Origin of the sequence: Mycolicibacterium nivoides (assembly GCF_003855255.1) — a bacterium.
Lineage (GTDB): Bacteria > Actinomycetota > Actinomycetes > Mycobacteriales > Mycobacteriaceae > Mycobacterium > Mycobacterium nivoides.
In genome coordinates this window covers 6,602,477-6,618,743 of the sequence record NZ_CP034072.1, presented here as the reverse complement: position 1 = coordinate 6,618,743, position 16,267 = coordinate 6,602,477, and the positions used below count along the sequence as shown (strand labels likewise).

The window sequence follows — 16,267 nt, the reverse complement described above, 5'->3', positions numbered from 1 at the left end:
GACAACCGATGCACACAGCATTCATCCGGGTCAAGGTCGCCCCAGATGCCGCAGACCGCGCCGCGGACGCCATGCGCACTCTGGTCGAACCCACCATGGCCGAGCCGGGCTGCGGCCCCTACGAGTTCTATCGGGATCTCGAGGACCCGTCGTTTCCGCACGCCGCAACTTTCCTGACGGAGCTGGGACCGCCGATCGAAAAGTGGGAGCACAACCACACGGCGGCGCTGTGAACCCGAGGACCCACCTGCCATGCGCGCCACCGTAATTCGCGTCGCGTCCAGATGGCCTTTGACCGCATCACGCCGAGCCAACGAGCGAGGAACTCATGACTGACACCACGTTGCCACCCGGCGACGGAACCTCTGACCGCATCGAACCGGTCGACATCCAGCACGAGATGCAGCGCAGCTACATCGACTACGCCATGAGCGTGATCGTCGGCCGCGCCCTTCCCGAGGTGCGTGACGGTCTCAAGCCCGTGCACCGCCGCGTGCTTTATGCGATGTACGACTCCGGGTTCCGCCCCGACCGCAGCCACGCGAAATCAGCGCGCTCGGTGGCCGAGACGATGGGTAACTATCACCCGCACGGTGACTCGTCGATCTACGACACCCTGGTCCGGATGGCTCAGCCCTGGTCGTTGCGCTACCCATTGGTCGACGGTCAGGGCAACTTCGGCTCGCCGGGTAACGATCCCGCTGCCGCCATGCGTTACACCGAGGCCCGGCTGACGCCGCTGGCCATGGAGATGTTGCGGGAAATCGACGAGGAGACAGTCGAATTCATCCCCAACTACGACGGCCGGGTGCAGGAACCCACGGTGCTGCCCAGCCGGTTCCCGAACCTCCTGGCGAATGGTTCGGGCGGCATCGCCGTCGGTATGGCCACCAACATCCCTCCGCACAACCTGCGGGAGTTGGCCGAGGCCGTGTACTGGTGCCTCGAGAACCATGAGGCCGACGAAGAGGCCACCCTCGCCGCGGTATGTGAGCGGGTCAAGGGGCCGGACTTCCCCACCTCGGGCTTGATCGTCGGATCCCAGGGTATCCATGACGCCTACACCACCGGCCGCGGCTCCATCCGGATGCGCGGTGTGGTGGAAATCGAAGAGGACAGCCGTGGCCGCACCGGCATCGTCATCACCGAATTGCCGTACCAGGTCAACCACGACAACTTCATCACCTCGATCGCCGAGCAGGTGCGCGACGGCAAGCTGGCCGGCATCTCCAACATCGAGGACCAGTCCAGCGACCGCGTCGGTCTACGAATCGTGGTGGAGCTCAAGCGCGATGCCGTCGCGAAGGTCGTGCTGAACAACCTCTACAAGCACACCCAGCTGCAGACCAGCTTCGGCGCCAACATGCTGTCGATCGTCGACGGGGTGCCGCGCACACTGCGCCTGGACCAGATGATCCGGCATTACGTCGCGCATCAACTCGACGTCATCATCCGGCGCACCCGGTACCGGTTGCGCAAGGCGAACGAGCGGGCCCACATCCTGCGCGGACTGGTCAAGGCCCTCGACGCACTCGACGAGGTGATCGCCCTGATCCGGGCGTCGCAGACCGTCGAGATCGCCCGGGCCGGCCTGATCGAGCTCCTCGACATCGACGAGATCCAGGCCCAGGCCATCCTGGACATGCAGCTGCGCCGGTTGGCTGCCCTGGAACGGCAGAAGATCGTCGACGATCTGGCCAAGATAGAAGCCGAGATCGCCGACCTCGAGGACATTCTGGCCAAGCCGGAACGGCAGCGCGCGATCGTCCGCGATGAGCTGGCCGAGATCGTCGAGAAGCACGGTGACGACCGCCGGACCCGCATCATGCCGGCCGACGGCGAGGTCAGCGACGAAGACCTGATCGCCCGCGAGGATGTGGTCGTCACGATCACCGAGACCGGGTACGCCAAGCGCACCAAGACCGACCTCTACCGCAGCCAGAAACGCGGCGGCAAGGGCGTGCAGGGAGCCGGGCTCAAGCAGGACGACATCGTCAACCACTTCTTCGTCTGCTCGACCCACGACTGGATCCTGTTCTTCACCACGCAGGGCCGCGTCTACCGGGCGAAGGCCTATGAGCTGCCGGAGACCTCACGCACCGCGCGCGGTCAGCACGTCGCGAACCTGCTGGCCTTCCAGCCGGAAGAGCGGATCGCCCAGGTCATCCAGATCAAGAGCTACGAGGACGCGCCGTATCTGGTGCTCGCCACCCGCAACGGCCTGGTGAAGAAGTCCAGGCTGGTCGACTTCGATTCGAACCGTTCCGGCGGCATCGTGGCGATCAACTTGCGTGACGGTGACGAACTGGTCGGTGCGGTGCTGTGCTCGGCCGACGACGACCTCCTGCTGGTCAGTGCAAACGGCCAGTCGATCCGGTTCTCCGCGACCGATGAGGCGCTGCGCCCGATGGGGCGGGCCACCTCGGGCGTGCAGGGCATGCGGTTCAACGAGGACGACCGGCTGCTGTCCCTCAATGTGGTCCAACCGGACACATATCTGCTGGTCGCGACCGCCGGCGGCTACGCAAAGCGCACCGCGATCGAGGAATACACGGTTCAGGGCCGTGGCGGCAAGGGGATCCTGACGATCCAGTACGACCGCAAACGTGGCAGTCTGGTCGGAGCGCTGATCGTCGATGACGAGACGGAGCTGTACGCCATCACTTCCGGTGGCGGTGTCATCCGGACCGCCGCACGTCAGGTTCGCAAGGCTGGGCGCCAGACCAAGGGTGTCCGCTTGATGAACCTGGGCGAGGGCGACACACTGATTGCGATTGCGCGCAACGCCGAGGAGGACTCGGATGCGGATGGTGAAGAGTCCGACGAGGCGTGACGCTGTCGCCGGGGCCCGCCGCGGACCTCGGCCCGAGCTAAGGAGCTGTTAGGTGAGTTCACCGAGCGAGCCGGGGTACCCGCGAGCGGGCGACCGGCCCGGCAGCTCCAACGGCTCGGGTTCCGGGACGACCGCCGGGGCCGAGGGCGCCGGGTCCACGAGCAAGACCGGCGGGGTCCAGGCCCGGCCTGCCGGCGGTCAGATCACCGAAACCGGTGAGGTGCCGCCGTGGCAGCGCGGGACAGCGATGAGCACACCGCCGCCGGCCACGGAATCGCGCGACGAAGGCGCCCGTACGCCGGGCTCCCACTCCCCCGGTGTGGAAGCCCGGTTGCAGCGCTTCGTCGCCGGTACGGAGAACCAGGAGACCGAGCAGCAGCCTCGGCCGGCGCGCCCGGCCCCGGCTGCCGCGCGCAACGAGCCGGTGCGAGCCGAGGCCTACGCGAGTGAGATTCCGGACCTGTCCGGCCCGTCGCCGCGTCCGGCCCCACGCAAGGCGTCCGCCGAGACCCCGGCCGCCAGATCCTCGAGCAACACCCCGACCACCCGGATCCAGGTCGGCAACCGCGCCACGCATCAGGGGCCGGTCCGGGCGAGCATGCAGATCCGCCGGGTCGACCCGTGGACTGTGCTGAAGGTCTCACTGGTGCTGTCGGTGGTGTTGTTCTTCGTGTGGATGATCGCGGTGGCGTTCCTCTACCTGGTGCTCGGCGCCATGGGCGTGTGGAGCAAGCTCAACAGCAATGTCGGCGACCTTCTGACCAGCGCCAGCGGCTCCTCGGGAGGCGAATTGGTGTCCAGCGGAACGATCTTCGGCGGCGCGGCGCTCGTCGGCCTGGTGAACATCGTGGTGCTGTGTGCGATGGCGACCATCGGCGCCTTCATCTACAACCTGACCACCGATCTGGTCGGCGGGGTCGAGGTCACGCTGGCCGACAGGGATTGATTTGGGAGTCTGCGCCTCGGTGCGGTAATCTCTGCGCTCGGTCGATCCCAATTTTCGGGCCTATAGCTCAGGCGGTTAGAGCGCTTCGCTGATAACGAAGAGGTCGGAGGTTCGAGTCCTCCTAGGCCCACGACACCCGGTGTAACCGGTGATCACCGAGAGGTTGCGCCCATGCGGTATCTGCTTCTGGCCGGCGTCGCAGCCGTCGCGGTGATCGTCTGGCGATCACGACGCGGTGAAGAGGTTTGGCACCACGCGGAGACCCCGCGGCCAAATGAGGGGCCTTAGCTCAGTTGGTAGAGCGCTGCCTTTGCAAGGCAGATGTCAGGAGTTCGAATCTCCTAGGCTCCACAAGTCAAAACAGTCACGAGCGGTTCCGGTGTCAGATGCCGGGGCCGCTTTCTTGTTCGTGACCCGGGGCGCGTTTTCGGTGAATCACGTTGTGAGACCGTTGGTTCCAGCGGGACTTCGGCAATGTCCCGAGAAACTCCGACATCCGTTGATAGCGTCGGCCCGCATGAGGTGTTGGCACAAGATGATTCCTGTCGCGGCGGCACTCGTACTCAGCGGTGCTGCGTGCGGTACCGACAGCAGCCGACAAGCCCCGACCGACACCCAGACTCCGGTGACCTCGTCGAGTGAGGCTCCCACGGCACCGGCGGCCCCACAGACTCCGGGGGTGCCCGCCGTCACGACGGCGCCGATGATGCCCAATCCGAACGGAGACGGCTCGATGGTGCCGTGTGAGGGCACCATCTGCACCAATCCCAATCACGGCGCTGGTGACAATCCGGAGGAGAACGGTGGCGCGGAGATGCCGAACCCCAACGGTGCCGGTTGACGGTCGCTAGGGCTTCGGGCTGACCTCGACGCTCGGCGGCAGCGGTGAGGGCTCGGGCCGGGCGGACCGCCGCAAGATCGAGAACGTCACGGCCCCGCCGGCCAGGACCGCCACGGCGACCCCGGCGATCACCAGCCGGCGCCGGCGCCGCTTGGGCTGTGGCGCTGCGGCGGCCTCCTGAAGGACCTCGGGCAGCGCGGCCACCGTTGCCGCGGCCGCGGCAATCTGACGGCGCAGCTTGCCCGACTCGTAGCGCTTGCGCAGACCGGCTGCCGTAGCGGACACCGTGTCGGCGGTCAGACCCACCACGCCGCGGGTCACGTCGACCGGACCGACAGTGCTGTATTTCAAACCGCGGGCTAGACGCTGACGGGGGGCCAACCGGGTATCGACGTTCGCGGTCATCTGGCACCTTTCTGGGCACTGGCGGCGGAGGTGAGTTAGGCCGGGTGTCGGCTGAGATCCACATTGCCATCTCTGCGCAAGTCTCGGGGTGTTGGTGGGGTATCTGCCGGTTGCCGGTTGCCGGGATGGCAGACTGAGTAGCCGTGACGAGCCCCATTCAGACCGCGACGGCGACACTGCACACCAACCGCGGCGATATCAAGATCGCACTGTTCGGAAACCACGCTCCCAAGACCGTGGCCAACTTCGTCGGCTTGGCGCAGGGCACCAAGGACTACAGCACCGAGAATGCCTCGGGTGGCACGTCAGGTCCGTTCTACGATGGCGCGATCTTCCACCGGGTGATCGACGGCTTCATGATCCAGGGCGGCGATCCGACCGGCACCGGCCGCGGTGGCCCGGGCTTCCAGTTCGCCGACGAGTTCCACCCCGAGCTGCAGTTCGACAAGCCCTACCTGCTGGCCATGGCCAACGCCGGCCCGGGCACCAACGGATCCCAGTTCTTCATCACGGTCGGCCAGACTCCGCACCTGAACCGGCGCCACACCATCTTCGGTGAGGTTGTCGATCCCGAGTCGAAGAAGGTGGTCGACGCCATCGCGACCACCCCCACCGATCGTTCCGACCGTCCGGCCGAGCCGGTTGTCATCGAATCGGTCACCGTGTCATAACGGGCCCAACCCCGCACCTACATATGCGCGACGCCCCCGTAGTCGGGGGCGTCGTGTGTTGTGTGGGGTCTGTTTTCACCGCGGCGCGAAACCGGCCTCGGTGAGCACGTCCAAGACGTCGAGCGGGTCTGTTCCGAGGTCCCACCGCGTGAGGACCACCAGGTGGTCGTCGATCGTGTCGATCTCAAGCAGGCGGACCTTGCGAGCGATCCGGCGGAACTCGGTGATGCGGATCGCGCGGATGTCATCGCGGCGATAGGTCCGGGTCTTCCACCAGCCGGCGACGGTGAGACCGTCTTGGTTAATTGCCAGTTTGGGTCGTGCCCGCCACGACAATGTTGCGAACGTGAGCAATCCCACCCCAGCTATGCCGGCAAGAACACGTCCGGGCGGGTCTGTGATCACGGTCACAGCTGCGATAGCCATCATAAGTCCGGCTATGCCGCAACCAGCGACTCCGGCAGCAGGTGGGCCCCAATGAGTTTGCTGCACGGGCTTTTCACACCCTCTTACCGCGACTAATGGAGTTATCCACAGGTGCTATCCCCAATGGGGATGAATCACAACGATGTGATTGAGCATCGCCAAGGTTGCTGAACCGGTAACGCTGAAAACGTAAGATGAATTCATTATGACGTCGCCCGGGGTCAGCGCCAGCGCATCGTGAGCAACAGCCCACTGATCATGAAGGCAAAGGCGACGGCGTAGTTCCACGGACCCAGGTCAGCCATCCACTGAAGGAAGGACGGAGTGTCCACCGGATTGGTTGCGGCCAGCTGGAAAACCAGCAGCCAGATGAGACCGAACAGCATGAGGCCGATGAACAGCGCGACGAACCACACACTTGACGGCCCGGCTTTCACCTTGACCGGGGTCCGGCTCACCGACTTGATGGTGAAATCGTTCTTCTTACGGACTTTGGACTTGGGCATGGGTACCTTCGCGGACAGTCGGCGTCACACGGTGCGACGATGAGGCAGGATGCCTCACGAGCCTAACGTAGCTGCACGTCCAGGAGAGACTGCGATGGACCAACCGGATCGATCCCCGTGGCGCTTCGGCGTCCCGGTAGTCTGCCTGGCCGCGGGCCTGCTGCTGGCCGCCACCCACGGGGTCTCCGGTGGGGACGAGATTCGCCGCAGCGATGCTCCCCGCCTGGTCGACCTGGTGCGCGAGGCGCAGCAGTCGGTGGACCGGCTCACTGTCCAGCGCGACTCGCTGTCCACGGAGATCGACAGCCATCACGGTGGATCCCCGGAATCACACGCGGCGCTGGCAGCCATCACCCGGCGTTCCGCCGAATTGGCCGTCGATGCGGGCACGGTGCCCATGCGGGGACCCGGACTGGTCGTCACCCTCAACGACGCCCAGCGCGACGCCCAGGGCCGCTTTCCCCGCGACGCCTCCCCCGACGACCTGGTGGTGCACCAACAGGACATCCAGGCCGTCCTGAACGCATTGTGGAGCGCGGGCGCCGAGGGCATCCAGATGCAGGACCAACGCATCATCGCGACGTCGGCACCGCGCTGCGTCGGCAATACCCTGCTGCTCAACGGCCGGACCTACAGCCCGCCCTACGTGATCACCGCGATCGGCGATGCCACGGCGATGCAGGCCGCCCTGGCCGCCGCTCCGTACGTCACCCTCTACAAGCAGTACGTGGTGCGCTTCGGGTTGGGTTATACGGAGGAGCCACGCGCCGAGGTCGAGCTGACCGGCCATACCGAGCCGCTGCGGATGCGCTACGCGAAACCCGCGGGCCCGGTCGGCTACTGAGCCGGTAACCTGGGCCGATGCAGGTTTTGGTCGTCGACAACTATGACAGCTTCGTGTTCAACCTGGTCCAGTATCTGGGTCAGCTCGGGGTGGACGCGCAGGTCTGGCGCAACGACGACGAACGCCTGGCCACCGAAGCCGACCTAGCCAAGGTGGCAGCCGAATTCGACGGCGTCCTGCTGAGCCCGGGCCCGGGTACCCCGGAGCGGGCCGGAGCAACGATCCCGCTGGTGCGTGCCTGCGCGGCCGCCGGCACTCCCCTACTGGGCGTCTGCCTCGGCCATCAGGCCATCGGGGTGGCGTTCGGCGGCACTGTCGACCGCGCGCCCGAGCTGCTGCACGGTAAGACGAGCGTCGTGCACCACGCCGACGCCGGGGTGCTGAAGGGTCTCCCGGATCCGTTCACCGCGACCCGCTACCACTCGCTGACGATCCTGCCCGAGACCGTTCCCGACGAGCTCGAGGTCATCGGGCAGACCGACGGCGGCGTGATCATGGCGGTAAGGCACCGCGAGTTGCCGATTCACGGCGTGCAGTTCCACCCGGAGTCGATCCTCACCGAGGGCGGACACCGCATGCTGGCCAACTGGCTGGGCGTGTGCGGTGCCGCCCCGGAGGAACGGCTGGTGGCCGAGCTCGAAGCCGAGGTGGCTCGCGCCGTAGCGGCGGTTACGACGCGAAGCTCAGCGTGATCTTCGAGCCGAAGGTGACCGGGGTGCCCGCCTGCGGGCTCTGAGTCACGACCGCGTTGGTGCGCTGACCGCTGTCGCGGATGTCCGGACCCTTGTCCAGGACTCCCGTCCATCCGAGCGCGGTCAGCCGCGGGTAGACGTCATCCCAGACCTGGCCGACCAGGTTGGGCATGACGAACTGGTTGCCCTTGGACACGTGGATCTGAATCGGGGTGTCCTTCGGGACCGACTGTCCGGATGTCGGCGCCGTGTCGACGACCTGGCCCGTGGGTGCGGTGTTGTCCACGTCGATCACGACCGTGCTGGTGAAGCCCGATGCGGTCAGGATCTGCTTGCACACATCGACTGACTGGCCGGAGCATGACGGAACCGAGGTGTCCTCCGGGCCCGACCCGACCACGAGCGTGACCTCGTAGATGATCCCCGCGGTCTGGTTGGCGGGCGGGTTGGTCGCGAGCACCCGGCCCTTCTGCTCGGGAGTCGACGGACTCGACGACTCCTTGACCTTCTCGAACCCGGCGTCCTTGAGCTTCTGCCGGGCCTGGGACGGGCTCAAGCCGGCGACATCGGGGATCTGGGCCTGCTTGGGCCCGGTCGACACGTTGACGGTGATCTCATCGCCGGCGGCCACCATGCTGTTGGCCGCGGGATCGGTGCCGATCACGTACTCCGGCCGAACCTGGTTGTCCGGCATGGGTTCCGTGCGGGTCTTGAAGCCCCGGTTCTGCAGTGCGGCGACGGCGTCGGCCGAACGCTGACCGCTGACATCGGGCACCTGCACGTCACGGGTCTTACCGTCGAACATGTTGATGGCGACCGTCACCACGACGGTCAGCACCGCCAGGACCGCGACGGCGATCAACCACCGGGCGACCGAGGCATTGCGGTCGGCCGGACGGGGCACCACCAGGTTCTGCGTGGGTGCGGCGCCGCCCTGGGCCAGCATCGGCCCGGAGTTCATCATCGAGGTCCGCTCGGATTCGGTGAACACCTTGGGGGCCTCGGGAGCCTCACCGCTGTGCACCCGGATCAGGTCGGTGCGCATCTCGGCCGCGGTCTGATACCGGTTGTCGGGGTTCTTGGCGAGGGCCTTGAGCACCACCGCGTCGAGTTCCGGGGAGATGCCGGTGTGTCGTTGTGACGGCGGGACCGGATCCTCGCGGACATGCTGATAGGCCACCGCGACTGGCGAATCACCGATGAAAGGTGGTTCGCCAGTGAGGATTTCGTAAAGCACGCAGCCCAGCGAGTAGACGTCGGAGCGGGCGTCGACCGTTTCACCGCGGGCCTGCTCGGGCGACAGGTACTGCGCGGTGCCGATCACCGCGGCGGTCTGCGTGACGCTGTTGCCGGTATCGGCGAGGGCGCGCGCGATACCGAAGTCCATCACCTTCACAGCGTTGTTCTTGCTGATCATGATGTTGGCCGGCTTGACGTCGCGGTGCACGATGCCGTGCTGGTGGCTGAAGTTCAGCGCCTGGCAGGCATCGGCGATGATCTCGATCGCGCGCTTCGGCGGGATCGGACCCTCGGTGTGCACGATGTCGCGCAGCGTCACACCGTCGACGTACTCCATGACGATGTAGGGCAACGGCCCGTTGGGCGTCTCGGCCTCGCCGGTGTCGTACACCGCCACGATGGCGGGATGGTTCAGCGCGGCCGCGTTCTGCGCCTCCCGGCGGAAGCGCAGGTAGAAGCTCGGGTCGCGAGCCAGGTCGGCCCGCAGGACCTTGACCGCGACGTCGCGGTGCAGCCGGGTGTCGCGTGCGATGTGGACTTCGGACATGCCGCCGAAGCCGAGAATTTCACCGAGTTCATATCGGTCAGAGAGGTGCTGAGGCGTCGTCATCGCAGTATCTGTTCCGGTGCCTTCGGTACAGCCTGAGCGTCAGCCCCGACTTCCCTAGGCACGATCACGTGGAATGCCAGGTCCGGCAACGCTGCCGGGGTCTGGTAAGGCGTCGTCTGGGTCACCGTGTCGGTGACCGTGGGCGGTGGTGACTGCTGCTGATCCTTGCGATCCTGCGCGTTGAGCACGATCAGGATGGCAATCACGATAGCCAGCGCCCCGAGTACCCCGGCGGCCCACAGCAGCGCCCTCTGACCCGACGAGAACGTGCGCCGCGGAGCCGGTGCCGGCCGGTGGGCGGCCGTGGTCGGCCTCGCCCGGGTGGCGGTCACCGGCGTGCGGCCGGTGAGCTCGGCCGCGGCGCGGGCCTGGGCGGCCGACGGAACCGCGGCCGGAGCGGCCCGGCCCAGAGTCGGGGCCTGGTTGGGACGCGGGGGGCGGCGGCCGGAGCGCACGGCGGCGACCGCGTCGGCGAACGGCCCGCCCGACTTGTAGCGCATCCCCGGGTTCTTCACCAGGGTGATCTCGATCAGCTCGCGGACATTGGGCGGCAGATCGGCGGGCAGCGGCGGCGGCGTCTCCTTGATGTGTTTCATCGCCACCGTCAGCGCACCGTCGCCGGTGAACGGGCGCTTACCCGAAACCGATTCGTAGCCAACGACTCCCAGCGCGTAGACGTCGCTGGCCGCGGTGGCGTCGTGGCCGAGGGCCTGCTCGGGCGCGATGTACTGGGCTGTGCCCATCACCATGCCGGTCTGGGTGACCGGGGCGGCGTCGACGGCCTTGGCGATACCGAAGTCGGTCAGTTTCACCTGGCCGGTCGGGGTGATGAGGATGTTGCCCGGCTTGACGTCGCGGTGCACCAGACCCGCGGTGTGGGCCACCTGCAGTGCGCGTCCGGTCTGCTCGAGCATGTCGAGGGCGTGCCGGAGCGACAGCCGTCCGGTCCGCTTGAGCACCGAGTTCAACGGCTCACCGTTGACGAGCTCCATCACCAGATACGCCGTGCGGCCTTCGCCGTCGATATCGGTCTCGCCGTAGTCGTACACGCTGGCGATGCCAGGGTGGTTGAGCATGGCCACGGTGCGGGCCTCGGCGCGGAACCGTTCGACGAACTCCGCGTCGGTGGAGAACTCGGCCTTGAGCACCTTGACCGCGACACGTCGGCCCAGCCGCGAGTCGACGGCCTCCCAGACCTGACCCATGCCGCCCGTGGCGATCAGTCGCTGCAGCCGGTACCGCCCGGACAGCGTGACTCCAACCCGGGGACTCATGAACCCTCCCGCAGCGCCGCGGCTATCGTGGCGCGTCCGATCGGGGCGGCGAGTGCGCCGCCGGTGGCCGACAACCGGTCCCCGCCGTCCTCGATCAACACCGAGACCGCAACTTTAGGGTCGGAAGCCGGTGCGAATGCGATGTACCAGGCATGCGGCGGAGTGTTACGGGGATCCGTCCCGTGCTCTGCCGTACCGGTCTTCGAAGCGATCTGCACGCCGGCGATGGCTCCCTTCTGCTGAGTCACCTGCTCGGCGGCGACCATCAAGTCCGTAAGTGTAGCTGCGACCTGGGGTGACACTGCCCGGCGCTCTTGGGCAGGTGCGGTGGTGGCGATGGTGGCCAGGTCGGGTCCTTTTAGGCTATCCACAAGATACGGGCGCATCGCGATGCCGTCATTAGCGATGGTCGCGGCCACCTGCGCGTTCTGCAGCGGAGTCAACGCGACATCGCGCTGTCCGATGCTGGACATGCCGAGTGCGGCCCCGTCCGCGATCGGTCCGGTGGTCGATTCGGCCACCTGCAGCGGGATGGTCGGCGGGGGAGAGTCGAGGCCGAAGGCCTGGGCGGTCGTCTTGAGCTTGTCGGCCCCGGTCTTGAGGCCCAGCTCGACGAAGGCGGTGTTGCACGATTTCGCGAACGCCTCGCGCAGCGTGGCCGTGGGACCGGGTCCGCACGAGGCCCCACCGAAGTTCTCCAGCGTCGCCGTGCTGTCGGGCAGCGGGATCCGCGGCGCCGCGGTGAGCTGGGTGTCGGGGGTGCTGCCGGCCTGCAGGGCGGCAGCCGTGGTGATCACCTTGAACGTCGAGCCCGGCGGGTAGGTCTCCGAGATGGCGCGGTTGAGCAACGGGGACTGTTCGTCGTCGCGCAGCTGCTGCCAGGCCTGGCTCTGGGCGTTGAGGTCGTGTGTGGCCAGCTGGTTGGGGTCGTAGGAGGGAGACGACGCCATGGCCAGGATCTTGCCCGTCGAGGGCTCCAGGGCCACCACAGAGCCCTTGCAGGGGCCGTCGCTGCAGCCGTGCTGCAATGCGTCCCAGGCGGCCTGCTGCACCTGCGGGTTGATGGTGGTGTCGACGTTGCCGCCGCGTGGGTCGCGCCCGGTGAAGAAATCGGCGAGCCGGCGGCCGAAGAGGCGCTCGTCGGAGCCGTTGAGAATGCTGTCCTCGGCCCGCTCCAGCCCGGTGCTGGAATAGCCCAGCGAGTAGAACCCGGTGATCGGGGCGTAGACGTCGGGGTTGGGGTAGGTGCGCAGGAAGCGGAACCGGCCGTCGGTGGCCACCGAGTAGGCCAGCAGCTGGCCGCCGGCGGTGATCTGGCCCCGCTGGCGCGAGTACTCGTCGAGCAGCACCCGCTGGTTGCGCGGGTCGGCGCGTAACCCGTCGGCCGTGAAGACCTGGGTGATGGTGGCATTGGCCAACAGCAGCACGATCAGCACCATGATCGTGACTGCCACCCGGCGCAGGGAGGTGTTCATACCTTCTCGATCACCTCGGTGTTGGCCGCGGCGATCGGGGTGGGGTTCGGCGACGGGGTGGTGCTGATGGGCCGGCGGGCGGCGTGCGAGATGCGCACCAGGATGGCGAGCAGGATGTAGTTGGCCAGCAACGAGGAGCCGCCGTAGGACATCCACGGAGTGGTCAGGCCGGTCAGCGGGATCAGCTTGGTGACGCCGCCGACGACGATGAACAGCTGAATGGCCAGCGTCGAGGCCAATCCGGCGGCCAGCAGCTTGCCGAAGCTGTCGCGCACCGCGATCGCCGTACGCATCCCGCGGATGATCAGGATCGTGTAAAGCATGAGAACGCCTGCCAGCCCGACCAATCCGAGCTCCTCGCCGATCGCGGCGATGATGAAATCGGTGGCCGCGGCAGGCACCGTCCCGGGCTGTCCGTTGCCCAGGCCGGTGCCGAAGATGCCGCCGGTGGCGAAGCTGAACAGGGACTGCACCATCTGGTAGCCGGCGCCGTCGGGATCGGCGAACGGATCGAGCCAGGTCTCCACCCGCACCCGGACATGGCCGAAAACCTGGTATGCCACAACGCTTCCCGCGGCGAACAGGGCCAGCCCGATGACCACCCAGCTCAGCCGCTCGGTCGCCACATAGACCAGGACCAGGAACGACGCATACAGCAGAAGTGAAGTGCCCAAATCCTTTTCGAAGACCATCACGCCCACCGAGGCGGCCCAGGCCAGCAGCAGGGGAGCCAGGTCGCGGGGCCGCGGCAGGTCGAGTCCGAAGAAGTGTTTCCCCGCACTGGTGAACAGGTCCCGCTTGGCGACCAGCACCGCGGCGAAGAAGATCAACAGCAGGATCTTGGAGAACTCGGCGGGCTGAATCGAGAAGCCGGGGAACTGGATCCAGATCTTGGCGCCGTACTGCTCGGAGTACTTCGTCGGCAGCAACGCCGGAATGACAAGCAGCACAAGGCCGGTCAGCGCGCAGATGTACCCGTACCGGGCGAGCATGCGATGGTCGGTCAGTAGCGCCACCACGACGGAGAACCCGATGACACCCACCAGCGTCCACATCATCTGCTGGTTGGCGGTGCCGCCGAGCCCGTCGGAGGTCATCTCACCCTTGGCCAGGTCCAGCCGGTGGATCATCACCAGGCCCAGCCCGTTGAGCAGTGCCACGACCGGTAACAGAAGGGGGTCGGCGTAGGGGGCGAACCGGCGCACGGCCAGGTGCGCGGCGCCCATCAGGACGATGAAGGCCATGACGTAGCGGACCAGATCCCAGCTCAGACCTTGTTCCTGATTGGCCTCGACGATCAGCAGTGCAACCGTGGTGATGAAGGCCGCGAACCCCAGAAGCAGCAGTTCCGCGTTGCGCCGATTGGGTAGCGGCGGCGTGACGGTAACCGGCGACTGGGGTTGAGTCGTCATGACACGGCTCGGCAGTTCTTCCCCGGTTCTTGTGGTGGGGGAGGCAGCGCGGTGACGGTCGGAGACGGCGATGGTGCAGGGGACGGCGGAGCCGAGGTCGGGGCTCCCGGCGCGGGGGGTGTCTCAGGCGCGGGTGTCTCGGGGGCAGGCGGCTCGGCGCTGGGCGCGGGCGCCGGCATCGGAGCCGCCGAAGGTGACGGAGACGGCGCCGGGCTGGGTGCCGGGGCGGGCTTCGACGTCGTGGTGGCGGTGCGCGGGGCGCACACCGGCAGGACGGAGCTCCGGGCCAGCTTGGTGATCTGCTCGATGGCCTCGTCCTGGGTGCCGCCGATCAGACCGGCCTTCACCGAGGCCCGTTCCGAGGGACGCAAGTCGTCGATCGCCATCAACCGGCACTCGCGCTGGTCCTGAGTGTCGTCGGCGCTGATCAGCGACAGTTCGTTGCGGGCGTTGAGACAGCCCAGGCGATATGGCTCCTGCAGTGAGATACCGAGAAAGGAGCCCTGCACCCCACGCATGATCGACACCGTGCCGTCGTGCTCGGCGACGTAATAGTTGTTGCGGATGATCTCCCGGCCGATGGCCAGGCCGCCGATGAGCACCAGTACCAGCAGCACAGCGGCGATGAGGAACCGGCGGCGCGATCGTGGCTTGCGGGCCGGCTCGGCCGGCTGGGGCACCACGCGTTTGGGTTCATTGCGGCGGGGATTGAACGCAGAGGCCCGTCCGGCAGCCGTGTCCGGCGGCGCGGTCTGATCGTCGTCCCCGGACACCGCGCCGGCCAGGATCGGCTGGGTCTGCCCGTAGTCATAGTCGACGACGTCGGCGACCACCACGGTCACGTTGTCCGGGCCGCCGCCGCGCAGGGCCAGCTCGATCAGCCGGTCGGCGCTCTCGGCGACGTCCTCGATCTGCAGGGCCTCGTGGATGGTCTCGTGGCTGACCGGATCGGACAGACCGTCCGAGCACAGCAGGTAGCGATCACCGGCCTTGGCCTCACGCATGATCAGTGTCGGCTCGACCTCATGCCCGGTCAGCGCCCGCATGATCAGCGACCGCTGCGGATGGCTGTGGGCCTCCTCGGCGGTGATGCGCCCTTCGTCGACCAGCGTCTGGACGAAGGTGTCGTCCTTGGTGATCTGGGTCAGCTCACCGTCGCGCAGCAGATAGCCGCGGGAGTCGCCGATGTGGACGAGGCCCAGCCGGTTGCCTGCGAACAGGATCGCGGTGAGCGTGGTGCCCATGCCGTCGAGTTCGGGGTCGGCCTCCACGTGGGCCGCGATCGCGGCATTGCCCTGGCCGACCGCGGTGTTGAGCTTGCTGAGCAGGTCACCGCCGGGCTCGTCGTCGTCGAGATGCGCCAGCGCCGCGATGACGAGCTGTGAGGCCACTTCGCCTGCGGCATGGCCGCCCATGCCGTCGGCCAGCGCCAGCAGCCGCGCCCCGGCATACACCGAGTCCTCATTGTTGGCGCGAACCAACCCGCGATCACTGCGCGCGGCGTATCGGAGTACGAGGGTCATAGTGTGTCTAGCGCTCCTCGCATGCGCGGTATCGATTCTGCTCCTCGCGTGCGCGGTGCCTGATCTGCTCCTCGCGTGCGCGGCGTCACGGACGCAACTCGATTACCGTCTTACCGATTCGAACCGGTGTCCCGATTGAAACCCTTACCGCTGTTGTCACCTTCGCCCTGTCAAGGTATGTGCCGTTGGTCGATCCTAGGTCCTCGACGTACCACTCCGAACCTCGTGGTGAGAGCCGGGCGTGGCGCGTCGAAGCGTAATCATCGGTGAGCACAAGAGTGGAGTCGTCGGCACGGCCGATCAACACCGGCTGAGCACCCAACGTGATGCGGGTACCGGCCAGCGCGCCCTCGGTGACCACCAATTGCCGCGCGATGTGGCGTCGGTCCCGGCTCGGCAGCAGGGAACCGCGGAGAGCCAGCCCCCGGCGCACCATCACCGCGCCCGTGGGCGCATAGATGTCCGTCCGCAGGATGCGCAGCACCGACCAGATGAACAACCACAGCAGCAGGAGGAAACCGACACGTGTCAGCTGCAGCACTAACCCCTGCATCTGACGTCCTCTCCGTA

At 67.0% G+C, this 16,267-nt stretch carries 16 protein-coding genes and 2 tRNA genes; 9 read left to right on the top strand and 9 right to left on the bottom strand.

Features of this window, described 5'->3' with window-relative positions; translation table 11 throughout:
- Window positions 1–8 precede the first annotated feature (8 nt).
- The 6 genes from EH231_RS32265 (at window position 9) to EH231_RS32235 (ending at window position 4,620) form a co-directional block, all read left to right on the top strand.
- A complete protein-coding gene (locus EH231_RS32265) occupies window positions 9–233 on the top strand; it encodes an antibiotic biosynthesis monooxygenase (RefSeq protein ID WP_124714049.1) in 225 nt (74 codons plus the stop codon).
- A 95-nt stretch (window positions 234–328) separates the two neighbouring features.
- Window positions 329–2,833 (top strand): DNA gyrase subunit A, encoded by a 2,505-nt coding sequence (gene gyrA / locus EH231_RS32260; RefSeq protein WP_090429417.1) that lies wholly within the window; start codon window positions 329–331, stop codon window positions 2,831–2,833.
- A 52-nt stretch (window positions 2,834–2,885) separates the two neighbouring features.
- Window positions 2,886–3,779 carry a DUF3566 domain-containing protein gene (locus tag EH231_RS32255; protein ID WP_124714048.1) on the top strand — a complete coding sequence of 298 codons (894 nt, stop codon included), beginning with the start codon at window positions 2,886–2,888 and terminating at the stop codon, window positions 3,777–3,779.
- A gap of 56 nt (window positions 3,780–3,835) precedes the next feature.
- A tRNA-Ile gene (locus EH231_RS32250) sits at window positions 3,836–3,909 on the top strand.
- A 148-nt stretch (window positions 3,910–4,057) separates the two neighbouring features.
- A tRNA-Ala gene (locus tag EH231_RS32240) sits at window positions 4,058–4,130 on the top strand.
- 184 nt (window positions 4,131–4,314) lie between these two features.
- Window positions 4,315–4,620 (top strand): hypothetical protein, encoded by a 306-nt coding sequence (locus tag EH231_RS32235; protein WP_090429413.1) that lies wholly within the window; start codon window positions 4,315–4,317, stop codon window positions 4,618–4,620.
- Between the two features lie 6 nt (window positions 4,621–4,626).
- Here EH231_RS32235 and cwsA read toward each other — a convergent pair whose 3' ends face one another.
- Window positions 4,627–5,025 (bottom strand): cell wall synthesis protein CwsA, encoded by a 399-nt coding sequence (gene cwsA / locus EH231_RS32230; protein WP_090429411.1) that lies wholly within the window; start codon window positions 5,023–5,025, stop codon window positions 4,627–4,629.
- Window positions 5,026–5,168: 143 nt separating this feature from the next.
- On the opposite strand from cwsA, the gene EH231_RS32225 reads away from it, so the two are divergent.
- Window positions 5,169–5,696, top strand: coding sequence for a peptidylprolyl isomerase (locus tag EH231_RS32225; RefSeq protein WP_090429410.1), 528 nt, complete (start codon window positions 5,169–5,171; stop codon window positions 5,694–5,696).
- A 75-nt stretch (window positions 5,697–5,771) separates the two neighbouring features.
- Here EH231_RS32225 and EH231_RS32220 read toward each other — a convergent pair whose 3' ends face one another.
- Both EH231_RS32220 and crgA read right to left on the bottom strand, forming a co-directional pair.
- Entirely contained in the window at window positions 5,772–6,188 is a 417-nt protein-coding gene (locus EH231_RS32220; RefSeq protein WP_124714047.1) for a PH domain-containing protein, read from the bottom strand.
- 155 nt (window positions 6,189–6,343) lie between these two features.
- Window positions 6,344–6,628 (bottom strand): cell division protein CrgA, encoded by a 285-nt coding sequence (gene crgA, locus EH231_RS32215; RefSeq protein WP_044514345.1) that lies wholly within the window; start codon window positions 6,626–6,628, stop codon window positions 6,344–6,346.
- Window positions 6,629–6,722: 94 nt separating this feature from the next.
- On the opposite strand from crgA, the gene EH231_RS32210 reads away from it, so the two are divergent.
- Together EH231_RS32210 and EH231_RS32205 are read left to right on the top strand one after the other, a co-directional pair.
- Window positions 6,723–7,472: a DUF881 domain-containing protein gene (locus EH231_RS32210; protein WP_090429405.1), complete on the top strand. Its 750-nt coding sequence runs from the start codon at window positions 6,723–6,725 to the stop codon at window positions 7,470–7,472.
- 17 nt (window positions 7,473–7,489) lie between these two features.
- A complete protein-coding gene (locus EH231_RS32205; RefSeq protein WP_124714046.1) occupies window positions 7,490–8,164 on the top strand; it encodes an aminodeoxychorismate/anthranilate synthase component II in 675 nt (224 codons plus the stop codon).
- Here the strand turns inward: EH231_RS32205 and pknB are convergent.
- From pknB to EH231_RS32175, 6 genes are all read right to left on the bottom strand, one after another.
- The gene (pknB, locus tag EH231_RS32200) at window positions 8,142–10,013 is read right to left on the bottom strand and encodes a Stk1 family PASTA domain-containing Ser/Thr kinase (RefSeq protein ID WP_090429402.1); all 1,872 of its coding nucleotides are present in this window, start codon (window positions 10,011–10,013) and stop codon (window positions 8,142–8,144) included. The two genes, EH231_RS32205 and pknB, sit on opposite strands and share 23 nt — an antisense overlap.
- On the bottom strand, window positions 10,010–11,287 hold the full coding sequence (locus EH231_RS32195) for a protein kinase domain-containing protein (RefSeq protein WP_090429400.1): 1,278 nt from the start codon (window positions 11,285–11,287) through the stop codon (window positions 10,010–10,012). Before EH231_RS32195 ends, pknB begins: the two co-directional genes overlap by 4 nt.
- Entirely contained in the window at window positions 11,284–12,762 is a 1,479-nt protein-coding gene (pbpA, locus tag EH231_RS32190) for a D,D-transpeptidase PbpA (RefSeq protein WP_090429397.1), read from the bottom strand. Before pbpA ends, EH231_RS32195 begins: the two co-directional genes overlap by 4 nt.
- The gene (locus EH231_RS32185) at window positions 12,759–14,174 is read right to left on the bottom strand and encodes a peptidoglycan glycosyltransferase RodA (RefSeq protein ID WP_090429395.1); all 1,416 of its coding nucleotides are present in this window, start codon (window positions 14,172–14,174) and stop codon (window positions 12,759–12,761) included. The genes pbpA and EH231_RS32185 overlap by 4 nt, the downstream gene beginning before the upstream one ends.
- Entirely contained in the window at window positions 14,171–15,697 is a 1,527-nt protein-coding gene (locus EH231_RS32180; RefSeq protein WP_124714045.1) for a PP2C family protein-serine/threonine phosphatase, read from the bottom strand. The genes EH231_RS32185 and EH231_RS32180 overlap by 4 nt, the downstream gene beginning before the upstream one ends.
- An 85-nt stretch (window positions 15,698–15,782) precedes the next feature.
- A complete protein-coding gene (locus tag EH231_RS32175) occupies window positions 15,783–16,250 on the bottom strand; it encodes an FHA domain-containing protein FhaB/FipA (protein ID WP_029110475.1) in 468 nt (155 codons plus the stop codon).
- Between the last annotated feature and the right edge of the window lie 17 nt (window positions 16,251–16,267).